At 65.2% G+C, this 16,441-nt stretch carries 13 protein-coding genes and 1 tRNA gene; all 14 read right to left on the bottom strand.

Annotated features, from left to right (window positions below; translation table 11 throughout):
• The coding region (locus C8D93_RS19730) for a GTP-binding protein (protein WP_146216657.1) at positions 1-95 on the bottom strand (95 nt) is incomplete at its 3' end.
• Between the two features lie 62 nt (positions 96-157).
• Positions 158-2,251, bottom strand: a complete 2,094-nt coding sequence (gene fusA, locus C8D93_RS19735; protein ID WP_110266963.1) for an elongation factor G — start codon at positions 2,249-2,251, stop codon at positions 158-160.
• Positions 2,252-2,322: 71 nt separating this feature from the next.
• Positions 2,323-2,796, bottom strand: coding sequence for a 30S ribosomal protein S7 (gene rpsG / locus C8D93_RS19740; RefSeq protein WP_110266964.1), 474 nt, complete (start codon positions 2,794-2,796; stop codon positions 2,323-2,325).
• A 68-nt stretch (positions 2,797-2,864) separates the two neighbouring features.
• Positions 2,865-3,257, bottom strand: coding sequence for a 30S ribosomal protein S12 (gene rpsL / locus C8D93_RS19745; protein ID WP_110266965.1), 393 nt, complete (start codon positions 3,255-3,257; stop codon positions 2,865-2,867).
• Between the two features lie 784 nt (positions 3,258-4,041).
• Positions 4,042-8,325 carry a DNA-directed RNA polymerase subunit beta' gene (gene rpoC / locus C8D93_RS19750; RefSeq protein WP_110266966.1) on the bottom strand — a complete coding sequence of 1,428 codons (4,284 nt, stop codon included), beginning with the start codon at positions 8,323-8,325 and terminating at the stop codon, positions 4,042-4,044.
• Between the two features lie 30 nt (positions 8,326-8,355).
• Positions 8,356-12,504 (bottom strand): DNA-directed RNA polymerase subunit beta, encoded by a 4,149-nt coding sequence (rpoB, locus tag C8D93_RS19755; protein WP_110266968.1) that lies wholly within the window; start codon positions 12,502-12,504, stop codon positions 8,356-8,358.
• Positions 12,505-12,680: 176 nt separating this feature from the next.
• Entirely contained in the window at positions 12,681-13,061 is a 381-nt protein-coding gene (gene rplL, locus C8D93_RS19760; RefSeq protein WP_110266970.1) for a 50S ribosomal protein L7/L12, read from the bottom strand.
• A 61-nt stretch (positions 13,062-13,122) separates the two neighbouring features.
• Positions 13,123-13,653: a 50S ribosomal protein L10 gene (gene rplJ / locus C8D93_RS19765; protein ID WP_110266972.1), complete on the bottom strand. Its 531-nt coding sequence runs from the start codon at positions 13,651-13,653 to the stop codon at positions 13,123-13,125.
• Positions 13,654-13,880: 227 nt separating this feature from the next.
• Positions 13,881-14,576, bottom strand: a complete 696-nt coding sequence (rplA, locus tag C8D93_RS19770) for a 50S ribosomal protein L1 (RefSeq protein WP_110266974.1) — start codon at positions 14,574-14,576, stop codon at positions 13,881-13,883.
• A 3-nt stretch (positions 14,577-14,579) separates the two neighbouring features.
• Positions 14,580-15,011, bottom strand: coding sequence for a 50S ribosomal protein L11 (gene rplK / locus C8D93_RS19775; protein ID WP_110266976.1), 432 nt, complete (start codon positions 15,009-15,011; stop codon positions 14,580-14,582).
• Between the two features lie 170 nt (positions 15,012-15,181).
• Positions 15,182-15,715 carry a transcription termination/antitermination protein NusG gene (gene nusG, locus C8D93_RS19780; protein ID WP_110266978.1) on the bottom strand — a complete coding sequence of 178 codons (534 nt, stop codon included), beginning with the start codon at positions 15,713-15,715 and terminating at the stop codon, positions 15,182-15,184.
• Positions 15,716-15,719: 4 nt separating this feature from the next.
• The gene (gene secE / locus C8D93_RS19785; RefSeq protein WP_110266980.1) at positions 15,720-16,109 is read right to left on the bottom strand and encodes a preprotein translocase subunit SecE; all 390 of its coding nucleotides are present in this window, start codon (positions 16,107-16,109) and stop codon (positions 15,720-15,722) included.
• 36 nt (positions 16,110-16,145) lie between these two features.
• Positions 16,146-16,221, bottom strand: a tRNA-Trp gene (locus C8D93_RS19790).
• Between the two features lie 79 nt (positions 16,222-16,300).
• On the bottom strand, positions 16,301-16,441 hold a 141-nt coding region (locus C8D93_RS19795), incomplete at its 5' end, for an EF-Tu C-terminal domain-related protein (RefSeq protein WP_479687875.1).

The following is a 16,441-nucleotide window of genomic DNA, read 5'->3' on the forward strand; positions in this document are numbered from 1 at the left end:
AAAGCCGCCGTCGTCGTCGTCTTGCCATGGTCCACGTGACCAATCGTCCCCACGTTCACGTGCGGCTTCTTGCGCTCAAACTTTTCCTTCGACATTGTCGCTTCCTCTACAGATTCTCGGGTCGATCAGACCGCAGGATGGCTGGAACAGGCTCGTGTCACTTCTTGGTCAGGGCGGCGGTCACGTTGGCCGGCGCTTCCTGGTACTTCTTGAATTGCATGGAGTAGGTCGCCCGACCCTGGCTCTGCGAGCGCAGCGAGGTCGAGTAGCCGAACATCTCCGACAGCGGCACTTCGGCGCGGATCAGCTTGGCGCCGTAGTTGTCGTCCATGCCCAGGATCACGCCACGGCGACGGTTGAGGTCGCCCATGACGTCGCCCATGTAGTCCTCCGGCGTCTCTACCTCGACGGCCATGATCGGCTCGAGGATGACTGGGTTGGCCTTCTGGCAACCGTCCTTGAACGCCATCGACGAGGCGACGCGGAACGCGATTTCGCTGGAGTCGACGTCGTGGTACGAACCGTCGAACAGCGTGATCTTGATGTCGACGACCGGGTAGCCGGCCATGACACCGTTCTTGATCGCGTCGCGCAGGCCCTTGTCGACGCCCGGGATGAACTCCTTCGGGATCGCGCCGCCGACGATGGCGTTGACGAACTCGTAGCCCTTGCCCGGCTCCTGCGGCTCGATCCGCAGCCAGACGTGGCCGTACTGACCCTTGCCGCCGGACTGCTTGGCGTACTTGCCTTCCTGCTCGACGGTCTTGCGGATCGTCTCGCGGTAGGCCACCTGCGGCGCGCCGACGTTAGCCTCGACCTTGAACTCGCGCTTCATGCGGTCCACGAGGATCTCGAGGTGCAGCTCGCCCATGCCGGAAATGATGGTCTGGCCGGTTTCCTCGTCGGTCTTGACGCGGAACGACGGATCTTCCTGCGCCAGCTTGTTGAGCGCGACGCCCATCTTTTCCTGGTCGGCCTTGGTCTTCGGCTCGACGGCCTGGCTGATGACCGGGTCCGGGAACTCCATGCGCTCGAGCACGACCGGCTTGTCCTGCGCCGCCAGCGTCGTGCCGGTGTAGACCTCCTTGAGGCCGACACAGGCGGCGATGTCGCCGGCGCGCACTTCGTCGATCTCCTGGCGGTCGTTCGCGTGCATCTGCACCAAGCGACCGATGCGCTCGGACTTGCCGCTGCGCGAGTTGTAGACGCTGTCGCCCTTCTTCAGCACGCCGGAATAGACGCGGATGAAGGTGAGCTGGCCGACGAAGGGGTCGGTCATGATCTTGAAGCCCAGCGCCGAGAACGGCTCGTCGTCGTCGGCGTGACGCTCGACCTGCACGCTCTCGTCGTTGGCGTCGACGCCCTTGATCGCCGGCACCTCGGTCGGCGCCGGCAGGTACTCGATGACCGCATCGAGCATCGCCTGAACGCCCTTGTTCTTGAACGCCGAGCCGCACAGCATCGGCACGATCTCGAGCGCGATCGTGCGCTGGCGCAGCGCCTTCTTGATCTCGTCCTCGGAGAGGTCGCCCTCTTCGAGGTACTTGTTCATCAGCTCCTCGGAGGCCTCGGCCGCTGACTCGACCATCTTCTCGCGCCACTCCTTGGCCGTGTCCACGAGATCCGCCGGGATGTCGGCGTAGTCGAACTTCATGCCCTGGCTCGACTCGTCCCAGATGATCGCCTTCATCTTGACCAGATCGACGACGCCCTGGAACTTGTCCTCGGCGCCGATGGGAATGACGATGGGCACCGGGTTGGCGCGCAGACGCTCGCGCATCTGGCGGTAGACCTTGAAGAAGTCGGCGCCGGTGCGGTCCATCTTGTTGACGAAGGCCAGGCGCGGCACGCCGTACTTCGTCGCCTGGCGCCACACCGTCTCCGACTGCGGCTGCACGCCGCCGACGGCGCAGTACAGCATGCACGCGCCGTCGAGCACGCGCATGGAGCGCTCGACCTCGATCGTGAAGTCGACGTGTCCCGGCGTGTCGATGATGTTGATGCGGTGCTGCTCGAACTGGTTGGCCATGCCACGCCAGAACGTGGTGGTCGCAGCCGAGGTGATGGTGATGCCGCGCTCCTGCTCCTGCTCCATCCAGTCCATCGTCGCGGCGCCGTCATGGACTTCGCCGAGCTTGTGGTTCACGCCGGTGTAGAACAGGACGCGCTCCGTCGTCGTCGTCTTGCCGGCGTCGATGTGCGCGGAGATTCCGATGTTGCGGTAGCGCTCGATGGGCGTCGTGCGGGCCATAGTCAAACTCGGTAGCGGCAGCCGCCCGGCTGACTGCCCGCGCGACCGCCCGAAAAGGATTTAAAGGAGGATTACCAACGGAAGTGCGAAAACGCCTTGTTGGCTTCCGCCATCTTGTGCGTGTCCTCACGCTTCTTGACGGCTGCGCCGCGGTTCTCCGCCGCGTCCATCAGCTCGCCGGCAAGGCGGTCCTGCATGCCCTGCTCGCCGCGCTTGCTGGCGGCGTCGATGATCCAGCGCATCGCCAGCGTCGTGCGACGCGAGGCGCGCACTTCGACCGGCACCTGGTAGGTCGCACCGCCGACGCGACGCGACTTCACCTCGACCGTCGGCGCCACGTTGTCGAACGCGCTCTGCAGGTAGTCCGCCGGCGCCTCGATCTTCTTCTTCTCGACGACCTGGTCGAGTGCCCCGTAGACGATCTTTTCGGCGACGGACTTCTTGCCGTCTTCCATGACCATGTTGACGAACTTGGACACCAGTTCGCTCTTGAACTTCGGATCGGGAAGAACCTTGCGGCTTTCCGGCTTGCGACGACGGGACATGATGACTTCCTTCGGTGGTCTTCAGGCGCTGCAGGCTTGCCGCGCCTTACTCGGGCACTGGGCCCGTCTTACTTCTTGGCGGCGGCGCCGTCCTTGGGACGCTTCGCGCCGTACTTGGAACGGCCCTGACGACGCTTGTCGATGCCGGCGCAGTCGAGCGCACCGCGGACAGTGTGGTAACGGACACCGGGAAGGTCCTTGACACGGCCACCACGGATCATGACGACGGAGTGCTCCTGCAGGTTGTGGCCTTCGCCCCCGATGTAGGAGATCACCTCGAAACCGTTGGTCAGGCGCACCTTGCACACCTTGCGCAGCGCCGAGTTCGGCTTCTTCGGCGTGGTGGTGTAGACGCGCGTGCACACGCCGCGCTTCTGCGGCGAGCCGGTGAGCGCCGGCACCTTGCTCTTGGCCACGAGGGTGCTGCGGCCACTGCGCACTAGCTGATTGACTGTTGGCACGTTTTGGACTTCCCGGCTTGACAAAGAAAAGACGTACCCTGCCTGCAGGGCCGTCGGGAAAGGGCGCGCATCATATAGGTCGACGCAAGGCGCGTCAACGGCATTTGCGTTGCAAAAACGTGCCTCTTACAGGGCCCGTCCTCGCCCTCGGTAGAACAGCCGTTTCGGCCCTGCCGGGCCGAGTCACCTTTCTTTGCTTGTGCAAAGAAACGTGACCCAAAGAAAGCACACCCCGGGTAGGCGCCGGCTGCGCCGGTGCCCTCGCTCCGCGCCGTGCTCGGCGTCGCGCCGACGCAACATCCTGTCGCGGCGTCGCTTTCGCGGCCGTCCATGGCCGCGAACCCCCTGCGCGCGGCGCTACTCTCGGCGCCTCCAAGGGGCCCCGACCTCAACAGCACGGCGGCTGCGCCGCCGTCAACAGCACTCCCTCTCCCCGCTTTCGGGGAGAGGAGGGTTGGGGTGAGGGGCCGCTGTTCCAGGTGCCCTTCGGCCGCACCGAGCAGCGCAGCGCGCGCAGTGGGTCAGCCGGCCAGGGACCGCCGGCTGAGCGCTGCCGCGACAGGATGTCGCGTCAGCGCGACCCCGAGCACGTGAGCAGCGCAGGGAACCCGCGCAGCGGGGGCGGCCGCAGGGTGTCCTTTCTTTCGTCCCTTTTCTTTGGACAAGCAAAGAAAAGGGACTCGGCCCGGCAGGGCCGAAACCGACGCCCTCGAATCCAACCGCTCAGACAAAAAAAGACCCCGGTTTTGACGCCGGGGTCTGAATCTGAGAACGCCGCACGATGTTACTCGTCGGCGCCCTCGTCCGATGCCTCCTCGGCGCCACCACCCTCGGTGTCGCCGTCATCGCTGCCCGTGTCCACCGCCGCCGTGCGCGCCGCCAGACGCTCGCCGGCATTGGCTTCGAAGCTGCCGCCGGTCGCGGTCAGCGCCGATGCCTGCAGTTCGGCCAGCAGGCTGCCGCCGCGCGACTTGCGCCGCTGCTCGTGGTAGGCCAGACCGGTACCGGCCGGGATCAGACGACCGACGATCACGTTCTCCTTGAGGCCGCGCAGCTCGTCGCGCGAACCGCGGACGGAAGCCTCGGTGAGCACGCGCGTGGTCTCCTGGAACGAGGCCGCCGAGATGAACGACTCGGTCGACAGGCTCGCCTTGGTGATGCCCAGCAGCTGGCGTTCGAAGCGCGCACCGCGCTCGCCCTTGGACTCGTGCTTCTTGTTCTCGGCCAGGACCTGGAAGATCTCGACCTGCTCGCCCTGCAGGAAGCGCGTGTCGCCCGGCTCGGCGATCTCGACCTTGCGCAGCATCTGGCGAACGATCACCTCGATGTGCTTGTCGTTGATCTTCACGCCCTGCAGGCGGTAGACGTCCTGGATCTCCTTGACCAGGTAGTTCGCCAGCGCGACCACGCCCTGCAGGCGCAGGATGTCGTGCGGGCTCGGTTCGCCGTCCGAGATGATTTCGCCCTTCTCGACCGACTCGCCCTCGAACACCCGGATCTCGACCCACTTGGGGACCAGGATCTCGGCCTCGTTGCCGTCCGGCTGGACGATCTTGATGCGCTGCTTGCCCTTGGTGCCGGTACCGAACTTGATGGTGCCGGTGGTCTCGGCGAGCACCGCCGGTTCCTTGGGCTTGCGCGCCTCGAACAGGTCGGCGACGCGCGGCAGACCGCCGGTGATGTCGCGCGACTTCGAGGCTTCCTGCGGGATACGGGCGATGATGCCGCCCACCTTGACCTCGTCGCCGTCCTCGACGGTGACGATGGCCTTGGCCGGCAGGGTGTACGCCGCCGGAATGTCGGTGCCGGCGAAGGTCAGCTGCTTGCCCTTGGCGTCGACGAGGATGATCGTCGGCTTGAGGTCCTTGGCCGAGGCACCGCGCGACTTGGCGTCGGTGATCACCAGCGTGGCGACACCGGTCAGCGGGTCGGTCTCGCGGTTGACGGTCACGCCCTCGACGAAGTCCTGCAGCTTCACGAAGCCGCCGAGCTCGGTGACGATCGGGTGGGTGTGCGGGTCCCACTTGGCCAGGCGCTGGCCGGCCGCGATCTCGTCGCCGTCCTTGACCAGGATGGTCGCGCCGTACGGAATCTTGTAGCGCTCGCGCTCGCGGCCCTGGGCGTCGATGACGCCGATTTCGCCGGACCGCGACACCGCGACCAGGTTGCCCTCGCTGTTGAGGACGGTCTTGATGTTGTGCACGCGCGCCGTACCGGCCGCACGGGCGTCGACGCCGTCAGCCGAGGCCGCTCGCGACGCCGCACCGCCGACGTGGAAGGTACGCATCGTCAGCTGCGTGCCGGGCTCGCCGATCGACTGCGCGGCGATGACGCCGACCGCTTCGCCGATATTGACGCGATGACCACGCGCCAGGTCGCGGCCGTAGCAGTTGGCGCAGACGCCGAACGGCAGCTCGCAGGTGATCGGCGAACGCACCCAGATCTCGTCGATCGAGTTCCGCTCGAGGATGTCGGCCCACTTCTCGTCGATGATGGTGCCCGCCGGGATCACGACCTCGTCGGTGCCCGGCTTGTGCGCATCGCGCAGGGTCACGCGGCCGAGCACGCGGTCGCGCAGCGCCTCGAGCACGTCGCCGCCCTCGACGATCGGGATCATGAGCAGCCCGTTGTCGGTGCCGCAGTCCTCGCCGGTGACGACCATGTCCTGGGCGACGTCGACCAGACGGCGGGTCAGGTAGCCCGAGTTTGCGGTCTTGAGCGCGGTGTCGGCCAGACCCTTGCGCGCGCCGTGCGTCGAGATGAAGTACTGCAGGACGTTGAGGCCCTCGCGGAAGTTCGCGGTGATCGGCGTCTCGATGATCGAGCCGTCCGGCTTGGCCATCAGGCCGCGCATGCCGGCCAGCTGACGGATCTGCGCCTGCGAACCACGGGCGCCGGAGTCGGCCATCATGAAGACCGAGTTGAACGACGGCTGCTCGACTTCCTTGCCGTCCTTGTTCTTCGCCTTCTCCTTGCCGATCTTGGCCATCATCGCCTTGGCGACGTCGTCGTTGGCACGCGACCAGATGTCGATGACGCGGTTCTTGCGCTCACCGCCGGTGGTCAGACCCTGGTTGTACTCGACGTCGACTTCCTTGACCTTGGTCTCGGCGGCTTCGAGGATCTTGGCCTTCTCCTCGGGGATGATGATGTCGTCGAGGCAGAACGAGATGCCGGCCTTGGTCGACATGCGGAAGCCCGTGTACATCATCTGATCCGCGAAGATCACCGTGTCCTTGGTGCCGCTGCGGCGGTACACGTAGTTGATGACGCGCGAGATTTCCTTCTTGGTCAGCGTCTTGTTGATGACCGAGAACGGCACGCCCTCGGGCAGCACCTCGGACAGCAGGGCACGGCCGGCGGTCGTCTCGACGAGGTGGAACAGCTCCTCGCCCTCGTCGGTGTAGTCCTTCAGGCGCACCTTGATCTTCGCCTGCAGGTCCACCTCGCGGTTCTCGTAGGCGCGATGCACTTCGGCCACGTCCGAGAACACCATGCCTTCGCCGGTAGCGCCGACGCGTTCGCGCGACACCCAGTACAGGCCGAGCACGACGTCCTGCGACGGCACGATGATCGGCTCACCGGAGGCCGGCGACAGGATGTTGTTGGTCGACATCATCAGCACGCGTGCCTCGAGCTGCGCTTCGAGCGACAGCGGCACGTGCACGGCCATCTGGTCACCGTCGAAGTCGGCGTTGAACGCCGTGCAGACGAGCGGGTGCAGCTGGATCGCCTTGCCCTCGATCAGCACCGGCTCGAAGGCCTGGATGCCGAGGCGGTGCAGCGTCGGAGCGCGGTTGAGCAGCACCGGGTGCTCCTTGATGCACTCTTCGAGCGAATCCCAGACGGCGGCTTCCTCGCGCTCGACCATCTTCTTCGCGGCCTTGATCGTCGTGGCGATGCCCAGACGCTGCAGGCGCGAGAACACGAAGGGCTTGAACAGCTCCAGCGCCATCTTCTTCGGCAGGCCGCACTGGTGCAGCTTGAGCGTCGGGCCGACGACGATGACCGAACGGCCGGAGTAGTCGACGCGCTTGCCGAGCAGGTTCTGGCGGAAGCGGCCCTGCTTGCCCTTGATCATGTCGGCCAGCGACTTGAGCGGGCGCTTGTTGGTGCCCGTGATCGCACGGCCGCGACGGCCGTTGTCGATCAGCGCGTCCACCGATTCCTGCAGCATGCGCTTCTCGTTGCGCACGATGATGTCCGGCGCAGTCAGCTCGAGCAGGCGCTTGAGGCGGTTGTTGCGGTTGATGACGCGGCGGTACAGGTCGTTGAGATCCGAGGTCGCGAAGCGGCCGCCGTCGAGCGGCACCAGCGGGCGCAGGTCCGGCGGCAGCACCGGCAGCACGGTCAGGATCATCCATTCCGGGCGGTTGCTCGAATGGATGAAGTACTCGATCAGCTTCAGGCGCTTGGCCAGCTTCTTGATCTTGGTCTCGGAGTTCGTGGCGTTGAGCTCCTCGCGCAGCTTGATCGCCTCGGCCTGCAGGTCGATGTTCTTGAGCAGGTCGTGCACGGCCTCGGCGCCCATGCGCGCATCGAACTCGTCACCGTACTGCTCGACCGAGTTGAGGTAGTCCTCTTCGGTCAGCAGCTGGCCGCGCTCGAGCGGCGTCAGCCCCGGATCGACGACGATGTGCGCTTCGAAGTACAGCACGCGCTCGATCGCGCGCAGCGGCATGTCGAGCAACAGGCCGATACGCGACGGCAGCGACTTGAGGAACCAGATGTGGGCGACCGGCGAAGCGAGGTCGATGTGCCCCATGCGCTCGCGGCGCACCTTGGCCACGGTGACCTCGACGCCGCACTTCTCGCAGACCACGCCGCGGTGCTTGAGGCGCTTGTACTTGCCGCACAGGCACTCGTAGTCCTTGATCGGCCCGAAGATCTTGGCGCAGAACAGACCGTCGCGCTCGGGCTTGAAGGTGCGGTAGTTGATCGTCTCCGGCTTCTTGACCTCGCCGTAGGACCACGAGCGGATCGTCTCCGGCGAGGACAGGCCGATGCGGATCGCGTCGAAGTCCTCGGCCTCTTCCGGATTGCGGATCAGGTTGAACAAATCTTTCATGGTGACTCCTGAGATTCCGTAGCCCGTGCCTTACTGATTCTGTTCCAGCTCGATGTTCAGACCGATCGAGCGGATTTCCTTGACCAGCACGTTGAACGACTCGGGCATGCCCGCGACCATGCGGTGGTCGCCATCGACGATCGACTTGTACATGCGCGTGCGGCCGTTGGTGTCGTCCGACTTCACCGTCAGCATTTCCTGCAGCGTGTACGCCGCGCCGTAGGCCTCGAGCGCCCAGACCTCCATCTCGCCGAAGCGCTGGCCGCCGAACTGGGCCTTGCCACCCAGCGGCTGCTGCGTGACCAGCGAGTACGGCCCGGTCGAGCGCGCGTGCATCTTGTCGTCGACCAGATGGTTGAGCTTGAGCATGTACATGTAGCCGACGGTGACCGAACGCGAGAACTGCTCGCCGGTACGGCCGTCGATGAGCTGCGCCTGACCGGTGCTCGGCAGGCCCGCGATCTCGAGCAGCTGCTTGATCTCGGCTTCGTTGGCGCCGTCGAACACCGGCGTCGACACCGGCAGACCGCCGGTGAGGTTCTTCGCCAGGTTGACGATCTCATCGTCGCTGAGATCCTTGAGCGGCGCCACGGCCTTGCCGGAGCCGACCTTGTTGTAGACCTCGTCGAGGAACTTGCGCAGCTCGGACACCGCGCGCTGCTGCTGCAGCATCTCGTCGATCCGGCGACCCACGCCCTTCGCCGCCCAGCCCAGATGGACTTCGAGCAGCTGGCCGATGTTCATGCGCGAAGGCACGCCCAGCGGGTTGAGCACGATGTCGACCGGCGTGCCGTCTTCCATGTGCGGCATGTCCTCGACCGGGACGATCTGCGAGATCACGCCCTTGTTGCCGTGGCGGCCGGCCATCTTGTCGCCTGGCTGCACGCGGCGGCGCACGGCGAGATACACCTTGACCATCTTCAGCACGCCGGGGGACAGCTCGTCGCCGGACTGGATCTTGCGCTTCTTGTCGTCGAAGCGCTTGTCGAACTCCGAACGCATGTCCTTGAGCTGCTTGTTCGCGGCCTCGAGCTGGTTCTGCGCGTCGTCGTCGGCGAGCCGGATCTCGAACCACTTGTCGCGCTCGAGCGAATCCAGGTACTCGGCGTCGATCTTGGCGCCCTTCTTGAGCTTGCTCGGACCGCCGTCGGCGGTCTTGCCGAGCAGGATCTTGCGCAGACGATCGTAGATGTCGTCCTCGAAGATGCGCTGCTGGTCGGCGAGATCCTTGCGGACCGCGGCCAGCTCGCTCTCCTCGATGGCCAGAGCGCGCTTGTCCTTCTTCACGCCCTCGCGGGTGAACACCCGCACGTCGATGACGGTGCCATCCATGCCGGCCGGCACGCGCAGCGAGGTGTCCTTCACGTCGGACGCCTTCTCGCCGAAGATCGCACGGAGGAGCTTTTCTTCCGGCGTCAGCTGGGTCTCGCCCTTGGGCGTGACCTTGCCGCAGAGCAGGTCGCCGGCCTTGACCTCGGCGCCGATGTAGACGATGCCGGACTCGTCGAGCTTGCGCAGCGCCGCTTCGTTGACGTTCGGGATGTCCGCGGAGATTTCCTCGGGTCCGAGCTTGGTCTCGCGGGCGACGCAGGTCAGCTCCTCGATGTGGATCGTCGTGAAGCGGTCTTCCTCGACGACGCGCTCCGAGATCAGGATCGAGTCCTCGAAGTTGTAGCCGTTCCACGGCATGAACGCGATCAGCATGTTCTGGCCGAGCGCGAGCTCGCCCAGGTCGGTCGACGGACCGTCGGCAATGACGTCGCCGCGTGCGATCGCGTCGCCCGGCTTCACGATCGGGCGCTGGTTGATGCAGGTGTTCTGGTTCGAGCGGACGTACTTGACCAGGTTGTAGATGTCGACGCCCGGCTCGCCGGCCTGGGTCTCGTCATCGTTGACGCGCACGACGATGCGCGCGGCGTCGACCTTCTCGACGACACCGCCGCGACGCGCCTGGATGGCGTTGCCGGAGTCGACCGCGACGCGGCGCTCGATGCCGGTGCCGACCAGTGGCTTCTCGGTGCGCAGCGTCGGTACGGCCTGGCGCTGCATGTTCGAGCCCATCAGCGCGCGGTTGGCGTCGTCGTGCTCGAGGAACGGGATCAGCGCGGCGGCCACCGAGACGATCTGGCGCGGCGACACGTCCATGTACTGGACCTTGTCGGGCGTCATCATCGTGAACTCGTTCTGGAAACGCACCGAGATCAGGTCGGAGGTGAAGTGCCCCTTGGCATCGAGCTCGGAGTTCGCCTGCGCGATCACGTAGCGGCCTTCCTCGATCGCCGACAGGTACTCGACCTCGTCGGTGACTTTGCCGTCGGTGACCTTGCGGTAGGCGGTTTCGAGGAAGCCGTAGTCGTTGGTGCGCGCATAGCACGCCAGCGAATTGATCAGGCCGATGTTCGGGCCTTCCGGCGTCTCGATCGGGCAGACGCGACCGTAGTGCGTCGGGTGCACGTCGCGGACTTCGAAGCCGGCGCGCTCGCGGGTCAGGCCGCCCGGTCCGAGTGCGGACACGCGACGCTTGTGCGTGACCTCGGACAGCGGGTTGTTCTGGTCCATGAACTGCGACAGCTGCGAGCTGCCGAAGAACTCCTTGATCGCCGCCGACACCGGCTTGGCGTTGATCAGGTCCTGCGGCGTGAGGTTCTCGGCCTCCGCCAGCGCCAGACGCTCGCGCACCGCGCGCTCGACACGCACCAGGCCGGTCCGGAACACGTTCTCGGTCATCTCGCCGACCGCACGGATGCGGCGGTTGCCCAGGTGATCGATGTCGTCGGTCTGCTGCTCGCCGTTGCGGATCGCGATGATCTCGCGGATCACGTCGACGATGTCCGAGTGCTCCTTGCCGTACTTCGCGAACAGGCTCTTCGAGAACTCGTCGTTGAACTTGGAGAACAGCTCGCCGTCGTAGACGATCGAGGTGCCCTCGACGTCGTCGCGACGCAGGCGGCGGTTGAACTTCATGCGGCCGACTGCCGACAGGTCGTACTTCTCCGGCGAGAAGAACATGCCGTGGAACAGCGTCTCGGCGGCGTCCTTGGTCGGCGGCTCGCCGGGGCGCATCATGCGGTAGATCTCGACCAGCGCCTCGAGCTTGGTCTTGGTCGGATCGATGTTCAGCGTCGTCGAGATGTACGGCCCCTTGTCGACGTCGTTGACGTAGAGCGTGGGCACGTCCTTGACGCCGGTCTCGCGCATCTTCGCGAGCAGGTTGGTCGTGATCTCGGCGTTGGCCTCGGCCACCACCTCGCCGTCCTTGCTGACGATGTCGCGGGCCAGGATCTTGCCCTCGAGGTAGCTGTCCGGCACCTGCAGGCGCTCGAGGCCGGCCTCGGCGATCAGCTTGATGTGACGCGCGGTGATCAGCTTGCCCTGCTCGACCAGCACCTTCTTGCCGTCGGTGATGTCGAACTGTGCCTTCTCGCCCTTGAGGCGCTCCGGGATCAGCTCCAGGCTGGCGCCGTCCTTCTCCAGTGCGAACACGTTCTGTTCGTGGAACAGCGCGAGCATCTGCTCGTTGCTGTAGCCGAGCGCACGCAGCACGACGGTCACCGGCAGCTTGCGGCGACGGTCGATGCGCGCGAACAGGTTGTCCTTCGGATCGAACTCGAAGTCCAGCCAGGAACCGCGGTACGGGATGATGCGGGCGCTGTACAGCAGCTTGCCCGAGCTGTGCGTCTTGCCCTTGTCGTGATCGAAGAACACGCCGGGGGAACGATGCAGCTGCGAGACGACCACACGCTCGGTGCCGTTGATGATGAAGGTGCCGTGGCCGGTCATCAGCGGCACTTCGCCGAGATAGACCTCCTGCTCACGGACGTCCTTGACGCGCTTTTCCTTGGACTCGCGGTCGAAGATCACCAGGCGCACCGTCACCTTCAGCGGCGCGGCGTAGGTCATGCCGCGCACGCGGCATTCCTTCTCGTCGAACGGCGGCTCGTCGAAGCGGTACTTGACGAACTCCAGCGCCGCGGCGCCGTTGTACGACACCATCGGGAACACCGACTTGAACGAGGCCTGCAGCCCCGTGTCACGGCGCTTGGAGGGCTGCAGATCGGCTTGCAGGAACTGGTGGTAGGAGTCGATCTGCGTCGCCAGCAGATACGGGATCTCCAGGGTTTCCTTCAGCTTGCTGAAGTCCTTGCGGATGCGCTTCTTCTCGGTGAACGAGTAGGCCATGAATTACTCCGGACCGTGTAACAGCGTGATTCGTGATTCGTGATTGGCGATTCGCGGCAGGGCCTGCGGCAAATCACCAATCACCAGTCACCAAGCACGAAGAACGACAAAATCCGGCCGGGGGCACGATGCCCCCAGCCGGTGCACGACTTCGCAGACGGTGCAGGTATCGCCAATTACTTCAGCTCGACCTTGCCGCCGCCCTCTTCCAGCTTCTTCTTCATCTCGTCGGCGGTCTTCTTGTCGACGCCTTCCTTGACGGTCTGCGGCGCGCCCTCGACCAGGTCCTTGGCTTCCTTGAGGCCCAGACCGGTCAGCTCGCGCACGACCTTGATGACGCCGACCTTCTTCGCCGCGTCGATGCCGGCGAGCACGACCGTGAACTCGGTCTGCTCCTCGGCCGGGGCAGCGGCGGCGGCCGGGCCGGCAGCGGCCACGGCAACCGGGGCGGCGGCGGTGACGCCGAACTTGTCTTCCATCATCTTGACGAGGTCCACTACGTCCATCACGGACATGTTGGAGATCGCGTCCAGAATCTCTTCCTTCGTAGCAGCCATGTTTCAATTACTCCAATAAAGTGTGCAAAAGCCTAGAATCAGTAACGCAAGTCAAACGGCGTCAAGCCGCCGCGCCTTTCTGGTCGGCAACGGCCTTGACCGTGCGGACGAACTGCGCAGTGGGCTCGGCCAGGGTGCGAACGAACTTGCCGATCGGGGCCTTCATCGTGCCCATGAGCATGGCGATCGCCTGCTCCTTCGTCGGCAACGTGGCCAGACGGTCGAGGTCCTTGGCACCGTACAGGGTGCCGCCGACCGCGACGGCCTTGACGACCATCACGTCGTTGTCCTTGGCGAAGTCCTTGATCAGGCGCCCGACCGCACCCGGATCCTCGAGCGAGAAACCGAGCACGAGCGGACCGACCAGCGCAGGCGTCAGGCACTCGAACTCCGTGCCTTCCACGGCCCGCTTGGCCAGCGTGTTCTTGACCACGTGCAGGTAGACGCCGCTGGCGCGGGCCTTTGCACGCAGTTCGTCGAACTTGCCGGCCGACAGACCGCGATACTCGGTAGCAACCGCCGAGAGCGCGCGCTGGGCGACTTCGTTGACTTCCGCAACCAGGGCTTTCTTGTCTTCCAGCCTGAGAGCCATCAGAACTCCTAGTCGCTTTCCATAAAAGGGTTTCTCGGCCGAAGCTTCGAAAACCCGCCTTACGGTGTTTCCACCGTCTGCGTATGCGGTCTTGCGACCTTTAATCTCCGGGTGCGGCCCGATTGCTCAGGAGCACCCATGCCACATACGGTCTTCGACGTGGGGCTTTCGCCACACTTCAAAGTGGGGTGCGCCGGCGGCCCGCGGGCCGCCGGCACGAATACGGATCACTCGGGCAGCGAACCGACGTCGACGCGGACACCAGGGCCCATCGTCGTCGACAGCGTGACCTTCTTGATGTAGACGCCCTTGGCCGTGGCCGGCTTGGCCTTGCGCACGTCGCGGACGACGGCGAGCAGGTTGTCCTTGAGCTTGTCGGCCTCGAACGCCGCGGCGCCCACCGAGCAATGCACGATGCCGGCCTTGTCGGTGCGGAACTTGGCCATACCGGCCTTGGCGTTCTTGACCGCGGTGGCGACATCCGGCGTCACCGTGCCGGTCTTCGGGTTCGGCATCAGGCCGCGCGGGCCGAGCACCTGGCCCAGCGAGCCGACGACGCGCATCGCGGCCGGTTCGGCGATGACGACCTGGTAGCTCAGGTCGCCTTCCTTCATCTTGGCAGCGAGGTCATCCATGCCGACGGCGTCGGCACCGGCAGCCTTGGCCTCTTCGGCCTTGGCGCCCTGCGCGAACACGGCCACGCGCACGCTCTTGCCCGAGCCATGCGGCAGCACTGTGGAGCCGCGCACGTTCTGGTCGGACTTCTTGGCATCCACGCCCAGGTTGATCGAGATGTCGACCGATTCCGTGAACTTGGCGGTCGCACAATCCTTGACCAGCTTGATCGCCGAGTCGAGGTCGTAGGTCTTGCCCTGCTCGACCTTGCCGTTCAGGGCCTTCTGACGCTTGGTGATCTTGGCCATGGCTTACTTCTCCACCACATCGACGCCCATCGAACGGGCGGAACCGGCGATCAGGCGGCAGGCCGCCTCCATGCTGCCGGCATTCAGGTCCGGCATCTTCACCTTGGCGATCTCTTCGATCTGCTTCATGGTGATCTTGCCCACCTTGTTGGTGTGCGGCGTGGCGGAACCGGACTCCAGGCCGATGGCCTTCTTGATCAGCGTCGTCGCCGGCGGCGTCTTGGTGATGAACGTGAACGAACGGTCGGAGTAGACCGTGATCACGACCGGGGTCGGCAGACCCGGCTCGAGCTTCTGCGTCGCTGCGTTGAACTCCTTGCAGAACGCCATGATGTTGACGCCGGCCTGACCGAGCGCCGGGCCGACCGGCGGCGCCGGATTGGCCTTGCCTGCAGGAATCTGCAGCTTGATGTACGACGTGACCTTCTTTGCCATGACTGCTCCTGGTTGGGTGCGAACGCTCGGCTTTCAGGCGAGCTCCCCTGTGGTGTACCTCTGCCACCCCTGGCGCGACCCTGCGCCCTTTTGGGTGGCCCTGCCCGGCTATCCCTTGCCGGGCCTTGGGCTGTGACGACGGTCCAGCGGACCGTCGACCCGGCTCCGTCTCAGGCCTTCTCGACCTGCGAAAACTCCAGCTCGACGGGCGTCGAGCGCCCGAAGATCAGAACCGCGACACGCAGGCGGCTCTTGTCGTAGTTGACTTCCTCGACCACGCCGTTGAAGTCGGCGAACGGGCCTTCCTTGACACGCACGGCCTCGCCCGGCTCGAACAGCGTCTTCGGCCGCGGCTTCTCGACCGACTCGGTCACGCGGTTGACGATCTTCTCGGCCTCCTTGTCGGAGATCGGCGCCGGCTTGTCCGGCGTGCCGCCGATGAAACCCATCACCTTGGGCGTGGACTTGACGAGGTGCCAGGTGTCCTCGTTCATCTCCATCTGCACCAGCACGTAGCCGGGGAAGAACTTGCGCTCGGTGCGGCGCTTGACGCCGTCCTTGATCTCCATGACCTCTTCGGTCGGGACCAGGATCTCACCGAACTGTTCCTGCAGGCCGGCACGCGCGATACGCTCGCGCAGGGCCTTCATCACGCTGTTCTCGTACTGGGAGTACGCGTGCACCACATACCAGCGCATGGTCATGCGGTCAGGCTCCCCGTCCGGTGAGCGTCTCGACACCCCAGAGCAGCAGGGAGTCCAGGCCCCACAGCAGCAGGGCCATGATCAGCACGACGACGGCGATCATCAGCGTGGCCTGCACGCTCTCCTGACGCGTCGGCCAGACGACCTTGCGCAGTTCGATGCGCGAGCCGACGACGTAGCCCCACAGGCTGCGGCCGGCGGCGGTCTGGTAGGCCACGCCAAGCGCGACCAGCAAACCGCCCAGCAGCATCAGCACGCGGATCAGCGCGTTGTACTGGGTCTCGAAGTAATAAAACGCGAACATGCCCCCGAGCAGCGCGGCGACCGCAACGCTCAGAAGGGCCGTATCCCGCTGAGGGGAGGCAGCTTGTTGTTCAGTGGTCTGGGTGTCCATGAACTCGTTCCGGCGCCACGGCCAAGGCTGCATGGGTGGCAGGGCGGGAGGGTTTCGAACCCCCAACCTGCGGTTTTGGAGACCGCCGCTCTACCAGTTGAGCTACCGCCCTAGCGTGAATGGACCGCGCAAAGCGAAAAGGGGCGCGGATTTTAGGGAATCCGCGCCCCCAAGTCAAAACGCGGGAAAAATCAGGCGAGAATCTTGGTGACGACGCCGGCGCCGACGGTGCGGCCACCCTCGCGGATGGCGAAGCGTACGCCTTCTTCCATCGCGATCGGGCTGATCAGCTCCACCGTCATCTGCACGTTGTCGCCAGGCATCACCATCTC

The organism is Sinimarinibacterium flocculans, assembly GCF_003201205.1.
Taxonomy (GTDB): domain Bacteria; phylum Pseudomonadota; class Gammaproteobacteria; order Nevskiales; family Nevskiaceae; genus Solimonas; species Solimonas flocculans.